Source organism: Candidatus Saccharimonas aalborgensis, from assembly GCF_000392435.1.
Lineage (GTDB): Bacteria > Patescibacteriota > Saccharimonadia > Saccharimonadales > Saccharimonadaceae > Saccharimonas > Saccharimonas aalborgensis.
The window spans coordinates 635432-657792 of the sequence record NC_021219.1 but is presented as its reverse complement, the minus strand read 5'-3'; the positions used below and the strand labels follow the sequence as shown (position 1 = coordinate 657792).

Annotated in this window: 24 protein-coding genes; 2 read left to right on the top strand and 22 right to left on the bottom strand. The window is 49.3% G+C overall.

Annotated features, from left to right (window positions below):
* Nucleotides 1-20 precede the first annotated feature (20 nt).
* The 12 genes from L336_RS03355 to L336_RS03300 all read right to left on the bottom strand — a co-directional run bounded on the left by L336_RS03355 (nt 21) and on the right by L336_RS03300 (nt 12094).
* Nucleotides 21-893, bottom strand: coding sequence for a prepilin peptidase (locus L336_RS03355; RefSeq protein WP_015641814.1), 873 nt, complete (start codon nt 891-893; stop codon nt 21-23).
* Nucleotides 894-966: 73 nt separating this feature from the next.
* A complete protein-coding gene (locus tag L336_RS03350) occupies nt 967-1473 on the bottom strand; it encodes a type II secretion system protein (protein ID WP_015641813.1) in 507 nt (168 codons plus the stop codon).
* Nucleotides 1474-1552: 79 nt separating this feature from the next.
* Nucleotides 1553-2758 (bottom strand): type II secretion system F family protein, encoded by a 1206-nt coding sequence (locus L336_RS03345; protein WP_015641812.1) that lies wholly within the window; start codon nt 2756-2758, stop codon nt 1553-1555.
* Between the two features lie 6 nt (nt 2759-2764).
* Nucleotides 2765-3835 carry a type IV pilus twitching motility protein PilT gene (locus L336_RS03340; protein WP_015641811.1) on the bottom strand — a complete coding sequence of 357 codons (1071 nt, stop codon included), beginning with the start codon at nt 3833-3835 and terminating at the stop codon, nt 2765-2767.
* 12 nt (nt 3836-3847) lie between these two features.
* Nucleotides 3848-5611 carry a GspE/PulE family protein gene (locus L336_RS03335; protein WP_015641810.1) on the bottom strand — a complete coding sequence of 588 codons (1764 nt, stop codon included), beginning with the start codon at nt 5609-5611 and terminating at the stop codon, nt 3848-3850.
* 11 nt (nt 5612-5622) lie between these two features.
* Nucleotides 5623-5856: a hypothetical protein gene (locus L336_RS03330; protein WP_015641809.1), complete on the bottom strand. Its 234-nt coding sequence runs from the start codon at nt 5854-5856 to the stop codon at nt 5623-5625.
* Nucleotides 5856-6539 (bottom strand): hypothetical protein, encoded by a 684-nt coding sequence (locus L336_RS03325; RefSeq protein WP_015641808.1) that lies wholly within the window; start codon nt 6537-6539, stop codon nt 5856-5858. The genes L336_RS03330 and L336_RS03325 overlap by 1 nt, the downstream gene beginning before the upstream one ends.
* Nucleotides 6539-7264: a hypothetical protein gene (locus tag L336_RS03320; protein ID WP_015641807.1), complete on the bottom strand. Its 726-nt coding sequence runs from the start codon at nt 7262-7264 to the stop codon at nt 6539-6541. Before L336_RS03320 ends, L336_RS03325 begins: the two co-directional genes overlap by 1 nt.
* A complete protein-coding gene (gene pilM / locus L336_RS03315) occupies nt 7261-8313 on the bottom strand; it encodes a type IV pilus assembly protein PilM (RefSeq protein WP_015641806.1) in 1053 nt (350 codons plus the stop codon). Before pilM ends, L336_RS03320 begins: the two co-directional genes overlap by 4 nt.
* Before the next feature lie 60 nt (nt 8314-8373).
* Nucleotides 8374-10860 (bottom strand): hypothetical protein, encoded by a 2487-nt coding sequence (locus tag L336_RS03310; RefSeq protein ID WP_015641805.1) that lies wholly within the window; start codon nt 10858-10860, stop codon nt 8374-8376.
* A 7-nt stretch (nt 10861-10867) separates the two neighbouring features.
* A complete protein-coding gene (locus L336_RS03305; RefSeq protein WP_015641804.1) occupies nt 10868-11347 on the bottom strand; it encodes a hypothetical protein in 480 nt (159 codons plus the stop codon).
* Nucleotides 11348-11620: 273 nt separating this feature from the next.
* On the bottom strand, nt 11621-12094 hold the full coding sequence (locus L336_RS03300; RefSeq protein ID WP_015641803.1) for a 2'-5' RNA ligase family protein: 474 nt from the start codon (nt 12092-12094) through the stop codon (nt 11621-11623).
* A gap of 64 nt (nt 12095-12158) precedes the next feature.
* On the opposite strand from L336_RS03300, the gene ychF reads away from it, so the two are divergent.
* A complete protein-coding gene (gene ychF / locus L336_RS03295; protein WP_015641802.1) occupies nt 12159-13241 on the top strand; it encodes a redox-regulated ATPase YchF in 1083 nt (360 codons plus the stop codon).
* A 75-nt stretch (nt 13242-13316) separates the two neighbouring features.
* Here ychF and L336_RS03290 read toward each other — a convergent pair whose 3' ends face one another.
* The 9 genes from L336_RS03290 to rpsF all read right to left on the bottom strand — a co-directional run bounded on the left by L336_RS03290 (nt 13317) and on the right by rpsF (nt 19740).
* Nucleotides 13317-14024, bottom strand: coding sequence for a sortase family protein (locus L336_RS03290; protein ID WP_128569620.1), 708 nt, complete (start codon nt 14022-14024; stop codon nt 13317-13319).
* Between the two features lie 224 nt (nt 14025-14248).
* Complete coding sequence (locus L336_RS03285) at nt 14249-15763, bottom strand: hypothetical protein (protein ID WP_128817304.1); 1515 nt, start codon at nt 15761-15763, stop codon at nt 14249-14251.
* A gap of 205 nt (nt 15764-15968) precedes the next feature.
* On the bottom strand, nt 15969-16697 hold the full coding sequence (locus tag L336_RS03280; RefSeq protein ID WP_015641799.1) for a TlyA family RNA methyltransferase: 729 nt from the start codon (nt 16695-16697) through the stop codon (nt 15969-15971).
* 3 nt (nt 16698-16700) lie between these two features.
* Nucleotides 16701-17261, bottom strand: coding sequence for an elongation factor P (gene efp, locus L336_RS03275; RefSeq protein ID WP_015641798.1), 561 nt, complete (start codon nt 17259-17261; stop codon nt 16701-16703).
* Complete coding sequence (locus L336_RS03270; protein WP_015641797.1) at nt 17245-18522, bottom strand: diaminopimelate decarboxylase family protein; 1278 nt, start codon at nt 18520-18522, stop codon at nt 17245-17247. The genes efp and L336_RS03270 overlap by 17 nt, the downstream gene beginning before the upstream one ends.
* Nucleotides 18522-18689 (bottom strand): hypothetical protein, encoded by a 168-nt coding sequence (locus tag L336_RS05935; protein WP_015641796.1) that lies wholly within the window; start codon nt 18687-18689, stop codon nt 18522-18524. The genes L336_RS03270 and L336_RS05935 overlap by 1 nt, the downstream gene beginning before the upstream one ends.
* Before the next feature lie 6 nt (nt 18690-18695).
* Nucleotides 18696-18893 carry a 30S ribosomal protein S18 gene (gene rpsR, locus L336_RS03265; protein ID WP_015641795.1) on the bottom strand — a complete coding sequence of 66 codons (198 nt, stop codon included), beginning with the start codon at nt 18891-18893 and terminating at the stop codon, nt 18696-18698.
* A gap of 12 nt (nt 18894-18905) precedes the next feature.
* Complete coding sequence (locus tag L336_RS03260; RefSeq protein ID WP_041191294.1) at nt 18906-19358, bottom strand: single-stranded DNA-binding protein; 453 nt, start codon at nt 19356-19358, stop codon at nt 18906-18908.
* 28 nt (nt 19359-19386) lie between these two features.
* Nucleotides 19387-19740, bottom strand: coding sequence for a 30S ribosomal protein S6 (gene rpsF / locus L336_RS05930; protein ID WP_015641793.1), 354 nt, complete (start codon nt 19738-19740; stop codon nt 19387-19389).
* A 121-nt stretch (nt 19741-19861) separates the two neighbouring features.
* On the opposite strand from rpsF, the gene L336_RS03250 reads away from it, so the two are divergent.
* Nucleotides 19862-20713: a prephenate dehydratase gene (locus tag L336_RS03250; protein WP_015641792.1), complete on the top strand. Its 852-nt coding sequence runs from the start codon at nt 19862-19864 to the stop codon at nt 20711-20713.
* A gap of 31 nt (nt 20714-20744) precedes the next feature.
* Here the strand turns inward: L336_RS03250 and L336_RS03245 are convergent, their stop codons facing one another.
* Nucleotides 20745-22355 (bottom strand): sialidase family protein, encoded by a 1611-nt coding sequence (locus L336_RS03245; protein ID WP_128817302.1) that lies wholly within the window; start codon nt 22353-22355, stop codon nt 20745-20747.
* Between the last annotated feature and the right edge of the window lie 6 nt (nt 22356-22361).

Here is a 22361-nt window from a genome sequence, read left to right as displayed (position 1 = left end):
CATAAGCAGCAACAAGACACCTAGAACAATTGAAGCGACAAAAGTCGCGAGATGAGCCACTCGCCCCAGAAGAATGCCAGCATCATCCCTGCGACAAGAAATGGTCCAAACGGTATATGCGAGGTACTGGTTAGCTTTCGACTGATAAGACCCGGTATAACAACGATGCAACCTATGAGGTTAGCGAGAAAGAGCGCTAGTAACGCCTGTCGCCAATTTGACAGAAAAAGTCCCAGTCCGACTCCTAACTTAACGTCACCGAAGCCAATCCATCTCCCACCCGAAAGCATGTAAAGTATGCCATAGAGACCGCCGAGTACCGCCACAGCCCCTACTACTTCAACAATTGAACCCCACCCCCCATGAAAGCCAAGGACAATAAATATAATTCCCAGTAACATATAGCAGTAGCTAACGATATCTGGCAGAAGCTGCCAACGAATGTCATATGTAACCAAAATCGCAAGACTTGTGAGAGAAAGTAGCCAGACGACAAATGCTCCCCATGCTACCCCTGATGTAAGAGGTGTGGGCCAGTAAAGATATGAGATAACAAATGCAGCGCTTAGCCCAAGCTCTATAAGAGGTTCCAGGGAGCCTATAGATTGCCGACAGTAACGGCATCTGCCGCCTGTACCAGCCCAGCTGAGCAGAGGGATCATATCATACCAACGCAGCTGATGATGGCAGTATAAGCAGACTGAGCGATCTGACGTAAGAGAAACTGATATGAGAGGTTTCAAGCGGCTAAGTTCTTGTTTATCAATAGTTTCCCCGGCCTGTCTGTCCTCGTCAAGCTGTCGCGCCCGTAAGCGCCACACCTGAGCACCTGCGAAGCTACCAAGCATGAGTCCCCCGATACTAACAATCAACGTTCCAAAAATATAATCCATACTCCAGATAGTATAGCAAAGACCGCGTCACTGGAAGAGACGCGGTTCGAATGCTCAGACTATATACAGATGCCTAGACTGCTTGGCAGACAATTGCGCTACCGTTTTCGAGCTTGATAAGAATCGCGGCATTGCGTGTTGTACCCGATGCTACTGCATCGCCAGTAGAGTTGCAGGTTGCACCCGTGACAACTTGAACAACGTTTGTGTCGGCATTTCCTACTGTATCACCAGAAGCATACGCCTTAACAGTTACGATGTAATCGTTATCAATGACCGTGTCATTTGCTGAAGCAGTGAAGCTTCCTGCGGCACCTTTATCACTCGTAGTCCCGGTGCGACCATCGACATAGCCCTGTAGATCAACACCCTTGGTTGGCTGGGCTCCCCGCTTATTTGACTGGTAGGTAGTCACGGCCGAGCTTACCTTTCCGAGAACCGTCTTGCGTGCGGTATCGCGTTGATTACGCTGCAAAGCAGGCAAGGCGATGAACACCATCAGGAAGATAAGTGCCGCAATAGCGAGCACGAGCACCACCTCGATGATTGTAAACCCCCGTTGTTTTTGCTGAATGCTCATAGTTTCGTTCCACCTTTCTTATGAACAATACTTATGCTTAAGGCCTATCATAGCGTGCTCGGTGTTATTTGTCTAGTACTTAGACGCCATTTACGAGGCTATAGATTGGGAAGAGGATTGCTCCTACCATTCCACCAGCTACGATAGCAAGAACCACCATAAGGATCGGTTCGATCGCTGTCGAGATCGCCTTGATCTCTTCGTCAAGCTCATCCTCAAACACTTGGGCCGTCTTGCCCATCATCTCATCAATTTTGCCTGACTGTTCGCCAATCTTGATCATCTGCGGAACCATTGGTAGGATGTACTCCTCCGACTGAATAGCAGCTGAAAGTGCCTTACCCCCCTTTACTTTCTCGGCCGCTCGATCAATACTCTTGCTGACAACCACATTGTTTACACTCTCCGAACTAATGCGTAGCATGTCGAGCATTGCCACACCGGTCGACAGTAGCGTCTGTCCTGTACGGGTGAAGCGTGCCATATAAAGTTTACGAAACATTCCCTTAAACAACGGGGCATTGAGTTTGAGGGTATCGAATGTCCTGATACCGTTTTCGGTATGCATATACTGTCTCAAGAAATAAATGCCAATAAACATAACGACAAGTACAAGCCACCAGAAGTGAATCATGAAGTTTGCACTGTTTATCATGATTTCGGTCAGCATAGGAAGTGACTTTTTCATATCATGATAGAGCTTTTCAACCTGTGGAACCACGGTAAATAGCATAAACAACATCACCGCCAGTATAACAACCATTACAATGATAGGATACGTCATTGCACCCTTTATTTTACTCATCATAGCTGCATCTTTTTCTTGCTGTGCTGCAACACGTTTGAGTGCCTCATCGAGTGTTCCCGATACTTCACCGGCCGCCACAAGTGCCAAAAAAATCTTATCGAAGACTTCGGGGTGCTTTCCAAATGCTTCCGATAACTGCTTACCACCCTCGACGTCGGCGATGACTTCTTGGATTACTCCCTGGAGTTTTTTATTCTGCGTTTGATCAAGCACTGTCCGAATGCTTTGTGCGAGTGGCAAACCAGCTCCGATCAGAGTGGCAAGCTGTCGAGTAAATACGATCTTATCTTTCGTCTTAATCCTTCCGGTCAGACGGCCGATCAATCCACCATTTTCGTCTACTTCCTTGATGGTAAGGGGCGTATACCCCTGCTCAACCAATGCTTTCGCCGCCGAGGTTTCCGAATCAGCCTGAACAATCGACTTAATAATTTTGTCGGAGTTCTTGTCACGTGCTTCGTAATTAAATTTCTTCACGTGTTATCATCCTCTCATCAATCGCTCAAACTCTGTCAGGTCAACGGCAAACTCACGAGCATTGTCATACGTCACCGTTCCACTCTGAACCAGATTCACAAGCGTACGATCCATGGTCTGCATTCCCTGATCTGCACCAGTCTGGATAATGGCATCAAGCTGATGGCTCTTGCCTTCACGGATAACATTGCGCACCGCAGGATTTGCAATAAGAATTTCAGCTGCAACTACCCTTCCCCCACCAATAGCAGGTACAAGGCGCTGACTACAGATTGCCATCAGAATATTAGCAAGCTGTGCGCGAATCTGTGGTTGCTGGTGAGGGGGAAACACATCGATCATACGGTCGATGGACTGCGAGGCCGAGTTAGTGTGGAGTGTCGCAAAGACTAAGTGACCGGTTTCGGCAATCGTAATTGCCGCAGAAATCGTTTCGAGATCGCGCATCTCACCAATCAACACAACATCAGGATCTTGACGAAGTGAGCTACGCAGCGCTGCAGAGAACGAGTAGGTATCGTAATGTACTTCTCGCTGAACAATAACAGATTTCTTTGACTTGTGAGTAAATTCAATTGGATCTTCAATTGTGATAATGTGGTGAGCGCGTTCACTGTTGATTTTGTCTACAAGAGCAGCAAGCGTGGTTGATTTTCCAGACCCAGTTGGTCCTGTTACAAGTACAAGACCGCGCGGATAGTCAGCAAATGAGAGCACTACTTGCGGCATACCCAGTTCAGTAACAGACTTGATCTCATTTGGGATGAGACGTAGCGCAGCAGCCAGGTTACCACGTTCGTGAAAGGCGTTAACGCGAAACCGCCCTAACGTCCCGAAAGCAAAGCTGAAGTCAAACTCCTTGTCTTTAAGAAGAATTTGTTGCTGATCCTGGTCCAAGATGGCAAACACAAGTGACTCAACTTGCTGCTCATCAAGAGGATTGAAGCCGACAATTGGTATCAACGCACCATCAACACGAAGCATTGGTGGTAACCCCACCTGAATATGAAGGTCTGAAGCGCGCTTGCGAACAACTTCTTCTAGTAATACTTCGATGCGTAGTTCTGGATTATTCATGCCTTCTCCCTTTTATGCTGTATCTGCCGCGACACGATTGACTTCCTCTAGTGTCGTGACCCCTGTTAGCGCCTTCAGGTAACCATCTTGACGCATTGTAATCATGCCCTGCTCGACTGCTTTACGTTGAATGTCGGCACTTGTCGAGCGTGCGACAATGAGGTCTTGTATTTCCTCTGTAATATCCATCACTTCGTACAGTCCAGCCCGCCCCGTATAACCGCGGGGTGTCGAGGGAGTGTCACGTCCCTTTACTAAAGTATAAGCGGTTTGACCTGCAAGTGGCAAGTCCTTATAGCCGAGATCGGCAGAAACCCGTGCCACTTCCTCTTTGGTCTTTGGTAACAAGTGACCGACGGTGTCGAGAATACTTTTTGTTTCAAGTGGACTCGACCAATAGGCATCACGTTGAGGGGCCACACGGCGAACAAGACGCTGTCCGATAATCGTGTTGACGGTACTCGCGATTAAAAATGGCTCAATACCCATATCCAGAAGGCGCGGTAGCACTCCGGCCGCAGAATTAGTGTGCAACGTACTAAATACGAGATGTCCAGTGAGTGCTGCTTGCACAGCCAAGTTTGCAGTCTCGCCATCACGAATCTCACCTACCATCACCACGTTTGGATCTTGACGCAAAATCGAGCGCAGCCCCGATGCGAAAGTTAGCCCTACCTCTGCGTTAACCTGAATCTGATTGACACCATCCATTTTGTATTCTACCGGATCCTCAAGTGTCACAATGTTGATAGTCTCGTCCTTTATTTCCTTGATGAGAGCATAGAGGCTAGTTGACTTTCCTGAGCCTGTAGGTCCAGAGGTGAGGAGCATCCCGTTCGGTTTTTTGACGCCTTTTTGAATAGTACGTAAGGCGCGGCCGGCATATCCCATCTCTTCGAGGTCAAAGCTATTACCTGATTTATCAAGCAATCGAATTACCACCTGTTCCCCCCACACCACTGGGCTGATGGCGATACGGAGATCAACTTCTTTGTTACCTACTTTTACGGCAAACTGACCGTCCTGTGGTGTGCGATGCTCGTCAATTTTAAGGTTAGAAAGAATCTTGATACGACTAATGAGAGCGGGTTCGATACTTTTTGGCAGCTGCATCACTTCCCTAAGCACACCGTCAACGCGGCAGCGAATCTTGAGAGCTTTTTCAAATGGTTCGATATGGATGTCACTTGCCCTAGACTTTACCGCGTATTCCAAAATTGTACTGAGTGCACGGCTGATAGGAGAATCCTGAACAATCGTCTTAATGTCCTTGGTTTCTTCTTGAGCTGCTTCTTTTTGAGATACCTCAGCAGCCACATCAACACTTGATAAGTCGGTCTTGTATTGATCAAGCACGTGTCTCACACCCGCCTCCGACGCCATAAATACCTTTAAGGGTCGTTGGATGCGATTAGCGAGATAGTCGACTGCCTGCACGTTATTTGCATCAATCATTGCAACTGCAAGTCGGTTTTGAACCTCTGCGAGCGGTACCGCCATAAAGCGCTCAGCGATATCAGATGGCAAAAGTGACAGAATACCCTGGTCAATCACGCTATTGCTGAGATTGACATAGGGGACCCCCGAAACTTGCGCAATCGCATGAGTCAGCAGTTCGTCATCAATTGCATCTTGCTCAGTAAGAACCGTAAGCAGTGTTTTACCCGACCCGGCTGCCTCAGTAGTCGCACTTTGTATCACATCAGTACTCACCAAGCCTTCTTCGGTGAGAAGCTTTACGAGTTTTTCTTGTATGTCATTTGTCATTAACGCCATGTCAGCAATCCCTATTGCGGTAGCGTCTTGTCACCGATAAACGTTTCGACCGTGGGATTGATGGCGTTACTGTTAAATACGTTTTGATCAGGTGGCTCAACTCTATCAGATATACTCTCGATTGTATCCACCTGTACCCCTTTTTCGGAAACCTGCAAAAAAGGAATGTTGCTCGCAACGAGAAAAGCGGTGAGCACTGCAAGACCGGCGATGAGAACGATCATAGCTATATCTGTTTTCTTCATTATTTACGCGCTCCCACAGGTATTTTTTTCAGCTCGATCTTCTTTTCCGGTAAGTAATAGGCGTGTGCCTGAACTACCATTGTCATACGAGTCTCAGACTGTTCGATCCTCAATGTATCGATATCCATGATGCGTACCGAGCGCTCGAGACGTTTCAAAAGGTCTTTGATGGCATTTGGGTCAGATGAAGACACTGTAAATGAGAAAGCCATCCTTTGTACCCCATCGGAAGTAGTACTGCTATTTGCCGTACCGTTTGCGCCTACTGCAGGTGTGGCATCAAGTGAATCAATCGTAAGATTACCACCACTACCAATTAACTTTGTCTGTAGTGATGCCCCAAGTGCCAAGGTATTCTCGTCGGCGGGTAATGCGTCCAAAATCACCTGGAGTGCCTTTTCGTTTGAATTTGCCTTCGCCGAATTCAGAGCAACATTGGTTTCAAGCACCCGAATATTGTCCGACAGCTTGGGCACCGCCTTGATGTTCTGCTGTAAGGTTGAGACAGTTTTATTTTTTTCAGTGATTACCTTTTCCTTAAACATAATTTGCTGAATCAAAAACCAACAAATTACTGCCGCAAACCCGACCAAGACAGAGGCACCTGCCACCCAGATGAACATCATGCGACTTGATTTGGCTATTTGCTGACGTTTGTTGGCACTGACATCTTTCTGAGCCATTACTTTGTGTCTCCTGTCTTTGGTGACGACGAGAACAAATCGTCGGGAACTCGTGTTCTAGAGTCGGTAACGTCGGTTACCTTCGTGGGCGAAACGATTCGAACATTTGTAGAGGTGTTGGCAAAGAGCTCCTTGGGATAAACAAAGGAGAGCTTGAACTGTAATACCTTTGCCCCAGTCGTATCGGTTCCATAACTAGCATTATTGAGCGTAACACTATCGGTGAGATTGATCGTTTGCTCCTTACCATCTCTGTCGGTATAGACAACCTTGGTATTCAGTATTGTTTTTTTGAACGCGTCGGTCGCAGTAAAGCTATTTGCCGCCGAGCCCTCGATCGACAGTGAATTGTCAGTAGGATTCAACGAAACAGTAGAAATCCGAACGTGATTTGGGTCTTTCGGGTTGATACCACCTAAAATGTCAAATAGGCGCGAATTGATACCTTTGTCATTGTTTAGTGTTGACACTTGAGCCAACTGGTTTTGGATTGTCACTAAATTACTGAGATTCTCATTTTTTTTGAGTGTTGCATAGTCATCCTTAATGCTATTGTCTGCCAAAATTTCACGAACACCCTGACCACCAAGTAACAGCGCGAAAATGACAATTGCCACACCCGCCGCGATACTTGCCATAATAGAGAAAGAGATCACCGTATTGCGTGTACGCTGAGCACGTATGAATTCTTGCTTTACATCAGGAATCAAGTTGACTTCGATCATGACAAGTTCTTCCTCTTCGCGAGACCTACCACTGTCGTAAACTCAGAGGCAATCGCAGCAAGCTGCTGCTGGTCATTCTGTGACATACGAATGTTTTGCCATGGATTGGCAAGTGCCGTCTGGATACCAACCTTTGTCGCGACGTACTCATTAAACCGTGGTATGACTGCACCAAATCCTGAGAGCAAAATGCCACTTATAGCGATGTTGGGATACCTCGTCTGAAAGAACTTAACGGATTTTGTCATTTCGGCTGCGAAACTATCAAGCACGTTTTCGATAGCGTGGAGCACTTGACCTTCAAGCCTATCTGGTGCAAGCCCAAATTTCAGGATAAACTGACGAGCTTGGTCGTCCTGGACATTGAGGTTTTGGACAGCCGACTTCACCAATGATCCAAGCCCCGTGGGGACCGTGCGCACGAGTCGCGGCGTATCACCGTAGGTAATTGCTAGGTCGGTCGACTGCTCACCGATATCAATCAGCATCATCGCCGTACTCGCCGTGCCTTCTGGTACGAGAGCACGCACCATCGCGATAGGATCTGGCTCGGCAGCGATAACATTGAGCCCAAGGGCTTCAATCATCTCTAGCCGTTCTTCGCTATAAACCTTTGCGGTACTCGTGATCAACACTTCCTGCTGATTTTGAGCGTGTAATGATGGTCCAAGCAGAGCCCAGTCAACCTTTGCATCATCGACTGACATAGGAATATACTGATCAATTTGATATTTCATCGTTGCTTTTAGTTCTGACTCGGCTACCGATGGTACATCGATAACCGTCGTAAACGTCTTATTCGAAGGTAGTCCGATCACCACGTTTTTTGTCTTTATGCCACTTTGTCCTAGCGCTGTGATAATCACTTCGCCAAGTCGCCGCCGAGCCTCGGGGGAATCACTCGAAGTAATCTTACTATCAATGGGTGCGTAGCCATGAGCAACAAGCATCCAGTTATTGGCGCCGCTAGCCGATAACTGCACCACCCGAACGGCGTTAGTGCCGATGTCGAGTGCAAAGAAATCGCCCATCCCCTTCTTTAGATTCATACTAGTGACTATTATACATAAGCGTCTTCAGATTACGCAAGTCTATTTTGTGCTTCTATTCTAATAGCGTGGTGGCAGCTCACGCGTACTCACCGTCGTCAAATCACCTTGAGATTCACCATAGTTTAGTTCCCACAAAAACGCATCAGGACGAAAGTTCAGGATTTCTGCCGGGTAGTTGACGCCACCAGTGTTTTTTTCTGCACCATAGGTTCGTCGAAGTTGAAGCTCCCTCGCCATTACTGGACCATTCACCTGTAGTTGTGTGTTACAAACACTTGCCGAAAGTCCGAGATAGTAGGGGTTTTGGGCCACATCACAGGTGCTAATCGTGCCCCCTGTCGTAGCAGACGAGGGCTGGGCTATCAACCAAGCATCGACTTTTGTAACACTCGGTTGAATAATGATATTCTGCGCAATCACCACAATCTGCGCAACGTTCGCACCTGAGGCTGGGTAGGCACCAAGGACGAGATTACCCGATATCGTCACTGTTCCTGTGGTACGAATAACCACCGTTCGCGGCGAGCTCAGTGTCCCCTGCAGAGTGAGGTTTGAGGCACCTGCATTTGTTATACCGCTTGGTAACGTATCAACGTTTATTGCCGGCCCCGCAGCCCCAGCCGTTCCAAGGAGTACGGGGGAGTTGACAATGCCCGGAAATGCACCAGTTGCCCCCCAGCGTCCATAGGGTATAGTAGTATTTGCAAAACTAAGTACATTTCTACTTGAAGCGGATTGCGAAATTGCGGCACCCGTTTTGCCTGAAGTGGTCGCGGCAGAAGCAGAGTCAATCTGTCCGTTGAGTGGTACCAGGAGACCATACTCCCCCCAACTACCATAGGTACCGTCATCAGTCACTCGAGGCTGCGCAATGATGGAGGAATTACTACTGGCATAGCCGCTCGTAGACAGAGCACCTGCGCCAACACGTATATCGCCCCCCCACACTTGGACAAGAGGCCGTTTGCCGATTGTGACACAGCCAGGGTAGGAAATGCGATGATCACTAGATGACGTATGGAGATAGTCATAACCACTCACGGCTACAATGCGACAAACCGTATCGCCAATTGCATAATCATCGGCTTTTATAGAAGTTGTGTCAGCAGTTATGCCGCTTGCAGATGATGTGAGTGATGTGACCCCCGCCGGGAACTTAACCGTCCCAGATGTCGTAGTGCCTATACAAACTATTTTACCACTGTATGCTGGCTGACTTGCTAACCAGCTACATCCTGATCCAGACGCGTAATTAGCAATAGTAAATGCTGGTTGACCATTACTGCTACCAAATACCCCGCCGACATTGGCACCTGGAGTTCCCGTCGTCTGAAAAAACGACGCCACATTGCCAACACTGCCGCTTGGTATTTTAAAATCATATACTGCGTACTGGTTATCCACATCTGAAGCAGGACCGATGTTAATCACTTGCTCCAATATCTGCGCGGGGTTCGAGGGCGACAATGACTGTCCCGTAAATAACGTGCTCAATGCTTGATTATTGAGCATCGATTGTGGATACAGACTATAGTTTGAGCGTATCGTTGCACAGGCCGGGGGATTATCGACAGCCCCAGAGACATAGCTTGAAGGATTCCTTACCATTGTTTCGCACAGCACTTTGCCCACATCGCTTGCCTGCACCGTATACTGCCCATAGACGTCAGCTACATCTTGCGTACTGTTTCCTGAAAACGTCAGCGTAGGGCCTACCTGATCTTGGAACCAACCATTTCTACGATGCTGAGATGTACTAATTTCAATCGCACCCGAACCCGCCGCAAAATTACTCACCGTTACTGAATGATACCAATCTAGCCTATCACCGGGATAGGCAGTAACATTTTGAGTTGGACCGACAACAGCGCCAACGGGACTTGTTACTTTCACCTGCGTGGTTGATGTCGATGTCCAAGGGTTTGGTTTCTTGCGTCTCGTAACTGTCACAGGCACGGGATCGGTATAGCATGTACCTGTCGTGCCATTAGCATAAAAACAGCGATAAATGTCGATGATGATCGTTTGACTGTCATCTGCACTCGCGTTATTGGTTGCCAACCCAGACACGTCTAGGGTAGCACCGATAGAGCCTCCTTCATCAGAGTAGTTTCGCTGCGCTGGACTTGGCAAACTTCCTCTGTCCAGCGTGGTCGAGCTCAACAATGTCAGTCGCCACCCCTCTGTACCTGATGGCGCGACGTCCGTTGCATAGATATGCTGACCATCTGCGCCATCACGGCATCCATAGGCAGAACCGTTGATATTGACTGCAACAGAGTTGGTGCCGTCGTCAACAGTTACCCCCATGCTATAATACCAGCCCCATGAATTGGTAAACCAAATCGCTCCGCGAGTGCCAAATTGCGTACCGCTCTCATAATTACACTTATACCATGCGCTATACTCGGCGTTGTTGTACCAAGATCGATTAAGCGGCAGATCGCCCACGGTGTAGGCATAAGCGGTTGAACTATTTAGTAAACTTGCAAGAAACAGCGTGATACCAAAGCCGATAACATAAACTCGCGGCAATACTCTCATGAGCTATTTAACCCTCACCCACTGGTCGTTTTGTTGAAGGATTTTCCAAGAGTTTAATGAGATTGGCTGTTTGTTCATTGCCTGCGAGATCGGGCACAGAGCCGTTCACGTATTGACCATTGTCGTTGAGTGATTTGAGTGTAGTATATAATTCCTTGGCTTTTGCAAGGTCGTTGATACGAATAGCTGTCTGTACGGCCATAAAGACACAGGTGGCATCAGTTTTATAGTCCTTCTTTGTTTCGATCGTCGATAGCATCGCTTTTTGGGCAACGACGTCCTGGGCTTTCTTTTGCAAAGCTATATAACCATCAATATCAGCTTTTGTACAAACAGTCCCGCCAAAACTAGGTTTTTGCTGAGGAGTTTTGAAACCAATATAACTATACCCCATCACAGCGGAGAGTCCGAACAACCCAAGTAGCGCTATCACACTGGTAAGGAGCACCACCGTACTTTTTGCAAACCCAGGTTGTGTCGTTTTCATTCCTACTACCCTCTTACATTGCTTATGATTATAGCAGCTTGTTTGTCTCGGTCAATCACTCATCAATAAGTTGATAGTCTGATAAAATAGGATCATGGGTTTATCAATAGGCAAACAAAAATTTTAACCCTATTGCCTTTCGAGCTAAAATTAGACATGCCACCGACAGACCGCGGTATGCGCGGTTGCTCTGATAAATACATCAACGAGTTAGTCTCTAGCTCTCGCAGAAGTCCGAGATAGCGAGATACCCTCTCTACCCGCACACAGTATCTATCCACCCAGCTTAAACGTCGCGAGTATCTTCCTTTGCCGCCAATCACTGTTCGGGAACATGTCGACAAGCGCTAATTCATCAATTACCACATCCTTTTGCAGCATACCCGATTTTTGAATTGTACAATGTGGCAGAAACCCCTCCCTCGTAAATGCTGGTGTATTAAAAATGGCACCATTTTGCTCGAGCAAATCAACTACCATGGTGTGAAGCTCGACGAGCTCGTCTGTTTTCTCAACTAATATTACAGTGGTGTCACCTAGTTTTGCTTGATGCTTCGGCTTGACGAGTACTGCGTGTTGGCTACGCAAGACGTTTTCCATCTTTTCGTCTATATCTGTGCTATTTCGGTCTATAGCAAAAACATCGGCAAACGTCATATGCAGCGGCCAGTCAGACATATTATACTCGAAACCTTTAGGTTGATGTTCAAGGAACCCAACAAGACTATACTTCTGTGAATATTGCATGTTCTCATACTACATGCAGCTGGTGATATCGACAAACCACCCCTGTTAGTGATATAGTCGGTTTATGTCTTTATCTATCGGAATCGTCGGCCTTCCCAATGTCGGCAAGTCGACACTTTTCAACGCACTTACCAACAACGACATTTTGGCCGCCAATTATCCGTTTGCCACTATCGAGCCAAATACAGGCGCAGTACCTGTGCCAGACGATCGCCTAGACGTATTGGCAAAAATGTATAATTCAGAAAAGATTATTCCGGCGAGCGTTACCTTTGTTGATATCGCCGGGCTGGTTGCCGGAGCCAGTAGGGGCGAAGGGTTGGGCAATAAATTTTTGGCGAATATCCGCCAGTGTGATGCCATTATCCATATTGTCAGGGCATTTGAAAACAACGACATCATCCATGTCGACAATGGAGTGCACCCAAGCCGTGATATTGAAACAATCAACACCGAGCTTATTCTCGCAGATCTGCAAACCATCGAGACGCGTATAGGTCGTCTTCAGAAAGAAGCAAAGGCTGACCCAAAGGTGCGTGACGCCTTGGACTATCTCGAAGGTATCAAGCGTAATTTTGAGGCTGGTATCCCGCTCTCAGTGAGTAAAAACATTATTCATGAATACATTAACGACCTTCATCTCCTCACCGCAAAACCCGTTATCTATGTATTTAATGTTAATGAGGAAATGCTCGTTAATGACGATGCGAAAAATGGTCTTCGCCATCTGGCCGGAGATAGCCCTGCGCTGCTTATTTGTGCAAAACTGGAGGACGAACTCAAAGGCCTCAGTCCCAGCGATGCGGCTGAACTCCTCGCGAGTTATGATGTACCTGAGATGGGACTCGTGCAGATGATTCATGCTGCCTACGATGTACTCGGACTTCAGAGTTATCTGACCGCAGGCCAAAAAGAAGTACGGGCCTGGACTATCCATCAAGGCTGGACAGCGCCGCAGGCAGCGGGTGTGATCCATAGCGACTTTGAGCGCGGCTTCATCGCAGCACAAGTAGTTGATTATTATGATCTCATCGCGGCAGGCAGCGAAGTAGCTGCCAAAGCAGCCGGAAAAGTTCGTACTGAGGGCCGCGACTACGTCATGCAACCAAACGATATTGTTGAATTTCGGTTTAATGTCACTAAATGAGATATGAGAAAACCCCCTACTCCTGCCGCTGGTATGCGTCAGTTTCAGGGGGATCCTCGACGTAGTGATGGACGGCTAGCGCGCACCGACAAGCTTCCAGCCGATGGCAATGACCTTGGTGGAGTGTTCGAGGCTGTTTGACGGCTGCAAGCAAGCAAGCGTCACCAGCCAATTCGGAATTGGCTTCGTCCCCCATACCTTGGTCGACTGGCCCAGATGGTCCGGACCGTACTTGTCGACCTCGTCGATCTGCACCGCCTGGTAGACCAAGACATGCTCACCCGATGCCTGGGTTTTGAGCAGCAGCTCATCACCAAGCTCGACCATGACATGCGGGTTTGCAGCCTGCCAGTCATACATGGGGTTGAAGGCAGCGTCTCCCTTGCGCCAGGTGTGACCCACGATGACCGACAAGTCGGTAGTAGTGGTACCGGGTAGCTGGTACGGCTTGTTGAGGGCCGTGTAGTAGCAGGCCTTCATCGGGAACCGAAAATCCGGTTCGACCATACCGGCGTCATTGAGCGGGCACGGCACAGCTTCGTCGATCTCGACATCGACGCCGATTGCCGGAATCATCACCCGCTTCGGCACTGATCGGGCGACAACAGGCAGCGTAGCTTCTGACCGAAGTGTCGTCTTGACCGAGGCGGTGGGTACTGAGACGCGTACCGGTGGCGGCACGTCGTCAGATTGCCGGAGGTAGGAGTAAACCCCCACTCCTAGCGAAACCAGAAGCGACAGTATTATTGCCAATACCCAGTAGCGCTTTGTGTAGCGTGGCATGGACGAATCCACACCTCCTTTCATACGTCGAGTTGTCATCGTACCGGCAGTGCCAATAGACCAGCCCTATGAATAGAACTTGAAATATATAATACCATATTATTCTATGAATGTAAATAATTTCAGATAGTGAGAAGGGGGCCTCCCTGGAGGACACACGAACAACGTGCATCACTCCAGAGAGACCCCCTGGGTATACCGTTCATCTCACGGTGTGGAGAAGGCTAGATCTCCTCCTCCATGGGTTGGCGCCGACGCCGGAGCACCAGCGTCGTCCAGATGGCCAGCAGACCGACCAGGAGAACGATGCCAGATGGAGTCAGGATCGCCACCCAGTTGTGGGCAGCTCCCTCGAGGCCCGGCGTGGCGTCGATGCCACGGTCGCTGTCGGAGCTGGTGGGACAGGCCTTGAGCTCCGCAACCGTCATCGGGCGCGAACGCTTGTCGACCTTCACCAAGGTCCAGTGGGCGGTGTTCGGGTCGTTGACGTACGCGCCGTTCGACCAGATCTGCGGAACCGACCAGGTGCCCTGCTGCTCCCAGACCGAGTAGGTGGTGACGCAGTCACCGGAGCCCTCGATCTTCTGCCAGTTCCCGACGACCGTCTTGGGACCCGGGTTCGGGGGAACGTCCACCGGACACGCCTTGACCTCGTCGGCCGTCATCGGACGCGACGGCAAGTCGACCCGGACCGTGGTCCAGTGGCTCTTGTCGGGGTCGTCGATGTAGGCCTTGGCGGTGGCACTCCAGACCTGCGGGATGACCGTGTCCACCCGGAACTGCTCGACCTCGTGGGTCGTGCAGCTGGCCGTCCCCTTCTGGACCGTACCGATGACGGTGCGGGGACCGGGGTTGTCGGGGATCACCGTGTTGCAGGCGGTGGTGCTGGTGACCTGCTGGGTCTTGAGCACCGTGCCGTCCTTGGCGACGATCCGGATGACGGTGAACTTGTAGTTCGTGGTCGGCACGCTGACCGAGATCTGCGTGTTGACGGTGAACGGGCCCGACGTGATGACGTTGTCCACCGGGCTGTCAGCCGCGGTGTGAACGTCGGCGTACACCACCGCGTCGGTCGGGAAACCGACGGTGGTGACGCATTGCTTGACGTCGGGAACCGGACAGGCCTTGACCTCGTCGGCCGTCATCGGACGCGACGGCAAGTCGACCCGGACCGTGGTCCAGTGGCTCTTGTCGGGGTCGTCGATGTAGGCCTTGGCGGTGGCACTCCAGACCTGCGGGATGACCGTGTCCACCCGGAACTGCTCGACCTCGTGGGTCGTGCAGCTGGCCGTCCCCTTCTGGACCGTACCGATGACGGTGCGGGGACCGGGGTTGTCGGGGATGCAGGTTCCGTCCATGCCGGTGATCTGGTTATCCGAACCGCGCGCGAAGCCGTCCGGAGTCCAGCTCGTGTAGGCATACACCCACGGTGAACCCGTGGTGGTGCCTGGGAACGTCAGCGTCCCCAAGGTGACCGTGGTGTTGCCCACGGACGCCACGGGACCGCGGTCCATACCAGCGGCGCTGGTCGGCGTGCCCTGGAAGCTGGGGGTACCCAGCTTCCACATGGTCGACCCGCTGTTGCCAGCGGGAACGTTGGCGGTCGTCAGTTTGACGGGAGCCTTGTAGCTCCCGTCCGCCTGGCAGACCGCCACACCGGTGAGATCACCGGTGTGTGCCTGCGCCTCGGCAGCCCCGAAGGACATACCGAGCGCGGCGACAAGCGGCACAGATGCCACAAGGGCACCGAGCCGACGCCGCCATGATGTGGCGAGAGTCACCTAATCATCACTTCCTTCTGTTGTTCTTTATGAGATGATCGGATTGTTAATGCGCCCCGGCGGGGAGCATTTGATTGCTACAACCCGATCGGTGGTACTACAACGCTACTCATCGATTTCCACCTCGAGAGTATTGTCTTACGAATAATATCATAATCTAGTATTATTGTAAAGTTTTTGTGCGCGCTAGTAAATAAAATCGTTCCCTATTACCACGACTCCCCCTCACCTCACTATCGGACTTTTTTCGTACGACAAAATATGACCGTATCCATGACTCAAAGCCGAGCAAAATCTCCCGTCGCACCTTATCATTTTTGATCACACCACTACTGCCGATTTGGGTTCGTGCTGCCTCAAACTGCGGTTTCACCATAACTACTACCTGGGTATGTGCACCGATAATCGTCACAATGTAGGGCAACAGTTCTCGCACACTGATAAATGATACATCCATGACGACGATATCAGGACACTCTTTGGGCTGAAAATTCCGTATATCAGTTTTTTCGTGTAGTTCGATGTGTGGATTGCCCCGCAAACTTGGGTGCAACTGATCGGTGCCGACATCGACCGCATAGACTTTCCGCGCTCCGTGTTGCAGCGCGTAATCCGTAAATCCACCGGTGCTACTCCCCACATCGAGCACTACTTTGTCGGCAAACCGAATGCCAAGCGCATTTGCCACACTGGCTAGTTTCAACCCAGCACGACTGACATACTGTTCGGGAGCATCCAGCGAGACAAAAGCAGCCTCATCAACAAATGACCCCGGCTTCGTAACGACGGCACCGTTCACCTTTACCCGCCCGAGACGAATCCAGCTCTCTGCTTGAGAGCGCGTTGGTACAAGTCCACGGACTGTCATTAATTGATCAAGGCGCTGCTTCACATCCTACTTCTTGCGTTCACGATACTCGCCAGTTGCTGTATCTACCGAAATAATATCGCCTACTTTGATAAATGACGGCACTTTGACGACAAGCCCCGTTTCCACCGTTGCATCCTTGAGAACACTCGAGGTAGTGTCGCCCTTCACCACGTCTTCTGTATACGTCACTTCGAGATAGAGGTTTTTTGGCAACTCAACAGTGATCACGCGATCACCAAAAAACTGGAGACTGAGTTCATCACCTTCTTTGAGATAACTCTTCGCTTCATCGACAACGTCACTCGATAACTCGAATTGCTCGAAGCTCTCCGGATCCATAAAGAAGAAGGTTTCGCCGTCATTATAGAGATACTGGACAGCTTTGTTGTGCACTTCGGCTGTCTCGATTTTATCTTGACCCTTGAAGGTTTTTGGGATGACACTGCCATCAATCAAGTTCTTCAGCTTGACATTGACGATACTGCCGCCGCGGCCCATGACTTTTTGCGCATACTCGACGACTCGATATGGCTTGCCATCAATCTGGCAGACGGTGCCTTTTTTGAGATCAGTTGGTTGGTACATGATAATTTCCTTTCTGAGTAAGTGTTGCAAAATAATCTTCGAGCGTTTCTGCTCGACGTATCATTCGCACGCCTCCCCCAGGATCAAACAATAACTCTGCGTGACGCAGTTTGCCATTGTACTGAAATCCCATAGCATGCCCGTGTGCGCCTGTGGTGTGGATGACAAGCACATCCCCGACTTCGAGATGAGGTAACATCCGATCAATCGCAAACTTATCGTTGTTTTCACATAAGCTTCCCGTCACATCAACTTCCTCAAGATCGGTGTCATGCTGTTTACCGAGCACGCTCATATGATGGTAGGCTCCATAGAGTGCGGGCCGCATGAGATCACTCATACTTGCGTCCAGCCCGACATATACTTTATGTGTCCGTTTGATATTGGCAACTGTCGTAACGAGATAACCGCTATCGGCCGTAATGTAACGACCATTCTCCATAACAATACGCGGACTACCAATGCGCTCCAGATCATGTGCATCATAGAGTTTTTTGAGGGCAATAGCAAACCCGCGGAGATCAAACTCATGCTCGGTAGGTCGGTACGGTACGCCAATTCCGCCGCCAAGGTTGATAAACTCAAAATTGATACCAACTTCGTGTGCTATAGCGGTTGCCGCTCCAAAGAGTGCGTCGGCAATTTCTTCATGATTACGCCAATCGAGCTCATTACTCAGTAGCATGGTGTGAATACCAAATCGAGTCACTCCCGCTTCTTTGAGCTGCTTGTACGCAGCAATCATATCATCAAGTGGCATACCATACTTTGCTTCTCGCGGATTGCCAATAATATCGACGTTCACACCCCCAAATTCGATATCACCGGGATTGAAGCGACAACAACCGACCTCTGGCGCACCAAATGAATTAATGTAGGGCTGCACCATCGATAGATCGTCAAAATTTATAATCGCTCCAAGGCTCGAGGCATACCGAAATTCATCGAGCGCTGTATCATTGCTTGAAAACATGATTTGTTCACCCGACAGCCCGCACATTTCGGCGATCGCCAGTTCCGCGAGACTGCTGCAATCCGCTCCCATTCCCTCCTGAACGAGTAGCTTAAGGATCTCAGGATTTGGCAGTGCCTTGACCGCAAAATAATTTTGGAACCTCGGTACCCCCGCCTCATTCATCGTTCGTTGCAACAGTCGCGCACGATCACGAATCCCTCGCTCATCGTAGAGATGAAAGGGTGTCGGGTATTCAGCAATGATCACTTTTAACTGATCGTCAAGAACCGGCAGTGTATACTCCATTAGTTGTCCTCATCATCAACTGTTATGGGACGTTCATCCCTCCCGAGCGCGTAGCGCTGAAGTGCATCGATAGCCGTAACGGCCGCTGCTACACCAAGCGCATCTTGAAGCCGCTCGGCAATCTCGTCGAGCGTAAAGGTTGGTACCGTTTGACGCTCAGGTTTCATGAGTCGTTATCCTTGTGCAACAAATGGCATCAATGCAAGATGGCGCGCTCGTTTGATAGCAACCGCCAACTGACGTTGCTGCTTTGCGCTAAGACCAGTCTTGCTGATTGGTTCAATCTGACCATAGACATTGATATAGCGCATCAGTGTTTTGACATCTCGATAGTCAAAGTACACCGGTGCATCTTTCTTAAATCGTTTCACTCTACATTCTCCTTAAAATGGTATTTCGCTTAGATCAATTGGTTTGTCATCGATATCTTCAATAACCACGTCCTTCGATTTGCTTGATGAGCTTTTGGCGGGCGTAGCGGATGACATATCATCTCCGCGATTGCCACCACCAATGAAGTTAAAGTCTTCGACATTCACCTCTACAGCCTGACGCTTATTACCGTCTTTGTCTTCATAACTGCGCTGATCGAGTCGGCCACTGACAAGCAGCGGGTCGCCCTTTTTGACGTACTGTGCGATGATTTCACCAGCTTTGCCCCATGCAACACAGTTGATGAAACTTGTCTGCTCTTGGGTTTGACCGTTTTGGTCTTTCCAGCTACGGCTTACTGCCAAACTAAAGTTAGCAACAGTTTGCCCGCTCGTGGTCGTACGCATTTCGACATCGCGCGTCAGATTGCCCATCAAGATTACTTTGTTGAACCCCTTTGCCATATGGCCCTCCTCCACCTATTTTTTTAAATTATTCTTCGTTGTTCTCTTGATCGTCGCTACCAGCGCGAGCTTTTGCTTCAGCTAGCAGGGCACGGCCCTTTACATCAACTTTTACTAACAAATAGCGGAGCACTTCATCAGTAATATTGAGAACATTTGAGATCTTAAGCGGTGCTTCTGCAGGCAATGATACATCCATCGCGACATAGACGGCAAAATCCTGGCCTTTTATACGATATGCCAGGCGCTTTTTTCCCCAGTTATCCTCACTGGTGACCGATCCGCCATTATCTTTGATGAGTTTGCGCACTTTTGCGAGTGGCGCCTCGAGATCTACCTCGAGATCAGGATGAATAAGAACAGTAAGTTCATATTCCTTCATAGGAACCTCCTTTGGAATCCGTATGGATAGTTGTGCTGTTTCACACAACTCTAGGTTAATAACAGTGCTATTATACCTCATTTTCGCGACATACACTAGACCTGATGTACAATAAGAGCTTATGAACGTTGCAATCCAAGGCCAAGCCGGGTCTTTCCACGAGCAAGTAGCTAAGCAGTGGTACGGCGATAGCGTGACAATCATCCCCTGTACTAGTTTTCGCGATGCCTTCGAAGCCTTTGGCTCGGATGAGGCAGACGCACTCGTCACTGCAGTCGAAAACACTATCTTTGGGAGTATCAATGAAGTCTATCAGCTTATCGAGGAGTGTGAAGCGCCCATTATTGGCGAGGTTAAGCTCGCCATCGATCAAATGTTGGTAGTAAACCCTGGTGCTACCCTAGCTGATATTACTGAGGTCTACTCACACCCGGTTGCTCTCGCACAATGCCGCAAATGGCTTTCCAAACACCTGCCAAACGCGGAGTTGATCGATTTTTTTGATACCGCAGGAGCGGTCGAGTTCATCAAAACAGAAAAGGGTCGGCACATGGCAGCGATCGCTGGTGCTCAAGCAGCGAGGCTACACTCTCTCCCTATCATTGCACGGTCTATCCAAAACCACAAAGACAACAGTACGCGTTTTCTCGTCCTTGAGCCCACACCTGCCCAGGCAAACGCCTCAAAATCCTCACTGGTGATTACTACCAGTCATAAGCCCGGTGCTCTTGTCGAGGTATTACAGGTGTTTGCCGATGCCGGAATCAATCTCGCTAAACTCCAGTCACAACCCATTGTTGGTAAACCATGGAACTATAAGTTCTTCATCGATGTTGATGCAGCCGGTGAGCAACTTTACCACGTGATAAAACAGATCGAAAAAAGCGATCATCAGGTAACACTGCTTGGTGAATATGTTGCAGATAACAGATCCCATATGCTATTTATGGACGCAACACATCCAGGTGAATAAGCTCTCGGCCAGCTTCATAACATCATCCTGTTTACTTCGCAGCGTGGATTCTTCTTCCTCTGTACAAAAAGATGGTTGCGGGTAGGATAACACCGAGCAACACCATAGAGCAGCCAATCATCAGAATACGCTGAGTATTCCCACCAGTAGCAGCAAGCGTACTTGCTACCCCAAAGTATATCGGATCGACGATAATACCATTCTTTACTCCATCTTGATCGAAAGCACCACCGTCCATGAGAGAGTATTCAACTGTTGTTACTGGCTTTCCATTGATAACAGCATTCTTTACGATTACGCTACTCGTAATATCGACAAGATTGTTATCGACTGGATTTTTTTTATAAATATGAAGTGATGACTCATCTTGTATATAACTACCCATGGTGATCGTGAACGGCGCAACGCCACCAGGCACCATACAATTTATAGAGAAGGCAACCCCACCTAGTAGAGAGACCCCTGCATCTGGCACCACAAGTCCCAATGTCCCCACGGGGGTTACTGAACCACTATCAATAGTGTAGCAAGTTGACGAAGTAACTGAGAGCTTCGTATTGGCGATTGTACTCTGGACATTACCCGAAGATGGTAGCATGCCAATATCAAAATTTGTAGTAATAGACCCCTGCGTAGCCGCAAGATAAATATTCCCTATCTCCTCAGAGAGTATAACCTTACTCCCGTCACTCGTCATTGCGGCCGCGTTCCAGTATCGCATGTCGTTTGCAGTTTGCTGAGTCCAGGTTGCACCGCTGTCATTTGAGGTATACATATAGCCACCAGTATCGAGTGCTATTTGCTTGGTGCCGTCACTGTTCACTGTGACATACCACCAGTTTTTTGGTCCAGTAGTGCTGGAGCGATTCACCCACGTTGCAGCTCGATCTGAACTGGTAAAAATACCTCCCTGGTAGACCGATGCGGTAATTGTATTACCGTCAGCACTCATCGCAAGTGATGACCACATATTAAGACCATTGTCTGTTTGCTGCGTCCAGGTAGCACCAGCATCAGTAGAGATATAAACATAGTCATTAATCGCCGCTGCACCAAGAACCGTGCCGTCCGCATTTGAAGCAACGGACCACCATACCTGAGAACCGGCATCGGTATGTTCCGTCCACGTCGCGCCGCTGTCAGTTGAAGTGTAGATATAGCCACCGTAGTCAGCAGCGATAAGCTTTGTGCCGTCAGCACTCGATGCAAGAGTGCGCCAACTTCTCATACCAGCAGCGGTCTGTTCTACCCAAGTCACACCACTATCTGTTGATGTGTAGATATAGCCACCATACGCGGCGGCGGCAAGCTTCGCACCATCAGTACTTGAGCTAATAGTGCGCCAGCTACGTGATCCTGAACTTCCTTGTTGAGTCCACGTCGCACCGCTGTCAGTTGAGGTGTGGATATAGCCGTCATACATAATCACAGCTAGCTTTGTGCCATCACCGCTTGATGCGACCCCATCCCAGGTACTACTAATGCCACCCGCAACCGTCGCTTGTCGTAGTACATAGTAATCAGGCGTAGCAAACGCTACTGTGCCGCTACAAAGAGCAATGCTAACACACAACAACATGAGTTGACCTACACGCTTGGTGTGTATAAACATACCAACAAATGGATTAGCCACACGTATCATTTCAAA

Coding starts and splice junctions, on each gene's coding strand:
- rpsF (WP_015641793.1), bottom strand. CDS start 19,740: ATGAAGGAATATGAACTTACTGTTCTTATTCATCCTGATCTCGAGGTA.
- L336_RS03305 (WP_015641804.1), bottom strand. CDS start 11,347: ATGAAAACGACACAACCTGGGTTTGCAAAAAGTACGGTGGTGCTCCTT.
- L336_RS03245 (WP_128817302.1), bottom strand. CDS start 22,355: ATGATACGTGTGGCTAATCCATTTGTTGGTATGTTTATACACACCAAG.
- pilM (WP_015641806.1), bottom strand. CDS start 8,313: ATGAATCTAAAGAAGGGGATGGGCGATTTCTTTGCACTCGACATCGGC.
- L336_RS03310 (WP_015641805.1), bottom strand. CDS start 10,860: ATGAGAGTATTGCCGCGAGTTTATGTTATCGGCTTTGGTATCACGCTG.
- L336_RS03330 (WP_015641809.1), bottom strand. CDS start 5,856: ATGAAGAAAACAGATATAGCTATGATCGTTCTCATCGCCGGTCTTGCA.
- L336_RS03355 (WP_015641814.1), bottom strand. CDS start 893: ATGGATTATATTTTTGGAACGTTGATTGTTAGTATCGGGGGACTCATG.
- L336_RS03270 (WP_015641797.1), bottom strand. CDS start 18,522: ATGGAGTATACACTGCCGGTTCTTGACGATCAGTTAAAAGTGATCATT.
- ychF (WP_015641802.1), top strand. CDS start 12,159: ATGTCTTTATCTATCGGAATCGTCGGCCTTCCCAATGTCGGCAAGTCG.
- L336_RS03325 (WP_015641808.1), bottom strand. CDS start 6,539: ATGGCTCAGAAAGATGTCAGTGCCAACAAACGTCAGCAAATAGCCAAA.
- L336_RS05935 (WP_015641796.1), bottom strand. CDS start 18,689: ATGAAACCTGAGCGTCAAACGGTACCAACCTTTACGCTCGACGAGATT.
- efp (WP_015641798.1), bottom strand. CDS start 17,261: ATGTACCAACCAACTGATCTCAAAAAAGGCACCGTCTGCCAGATTGAT.
- L336_RS03290 (WP_128569620.1), bottom strand. CDS start 14,024: ATGCCACGCTACACAAAGCGCTACTGGGTATTGGCAATAATACTGTCG.
- L336_RS03320 (WP_015641807.1), bottom strand. CDS start 7,264: ATGATCGAAGTCAACTTGATTCCTGATGTAAAGCAAGAATTCATACGT.
- L336_RS03340 (WP_015641811.1), bottom strand. CDS start 3,835: ATGAATAATCCAGAACTACGCATCGAAGTATTACTAGAAGAAGTTGTT.
- L336_RS03260 (WP_041191294.1), bottom strand. CDS start 19,358: ATGGCAAAGGGGTTCAACAAAGTAATCTTGATGGGCAATCTGACGCGC.
- L336_RS03335 (WP_015641810.1), bottom strand. CDS start 5,611: ATGGCGTTAATGACAAATGACATACAAGAAAAACTCGTAAAGCTTCTC.
- L336_RS03250 (WP_015641792.1), top strand. CDS start 19,862: ATGAACGTTGCAATCCAAGGCCAAGCCGGGTCTTTCCACGAGCAAGTA.
- L336_RS03350 (WP_015641813.1), bottom strand. CDS start 1,473: ATGAGCATTCAGCAAAAACAACGGGGGTTTACAATCATCGAGGTGGTG.
- L336_RS03300 (WP_015641803.1), bottom strand. CDS start 12,094: ATGCAATATTCACAGAAGTATAGTCTTGTTGGGTTCCTTGAACATCAA.